The organism is Bartonella sp. AP58NXGY (assembly GCF_042195785.1).
Classification (GTDB): Bacteria; Pseudomonadota; Alphaproteobacteria; order Rhizobiales; family Rhizobiaceae; genus Bartonella.
Genome location: NZ_JBHIOY010000436.1, coordinates 1 through 541, shown reverse-complemented (window position 1 = coordinate 541; position 541 = coordinate 1). Strand labels below are relative to the sequence as shown.

Below are 541 nucleotides of genomic sequence, written 5' to 3'. Positions count from 1 at the left end.
AGCTTATGACGAAGCGATTAGCAGAGAAAGTAAACCAGTTTTATACGACACCTGCTATGCAATGGGGCATTGAACATGAAGAAGATGCCCTAAAAGAATATGAATTCATTTATGACACGATTGTCACAAGATGCGGATTTATCGAACATCCCACAATCAAAATGGCTGGTGCAAGCCCTGATGGCTTTATTGGTGATGACGGTTTAGTTGAAGTCAAATGCCCGCAAACAAATACTCACCTGCGCTTTTTTATAGATGACAATATAAAGCCCGAATATAGTGCGCAAATGCAGTTCCAAATGGCTTGCACTGGACGAAAATGGTGTGATTTCATTAGCTATAATCCGCATTTTGTAGGCAAATCACTTCACTTGCGCATGAAAATCAAACGCATTCACCGTGATGAAGAACAAATTGAACAGATCAATCAAGCGGTCGAAATCTTTTTAGAGGAAATAGAACAAGAGATGCAAAAAATTTTGACAAAAGCCGCTTGAAGTTATGGGGGTGCTCTCTCCTCCCAGCACCCCCGCCTATTTAT

The 541-nt window shown here is 40.9% G+C and carries 1 protein-coding gene; it reads left to right on the top strand.

The features are described 5' to 3' along the window. Window positions 1-497: lambda exonuclease family protein (locus ACFINC_RS11865; RefSeq protein ID WP_375617320.1), on the top strand; the 497-nt coding region annotated here is incomplete at its 5' end. Window positions 498-541 lie beyond the last annotated feature (44 nt).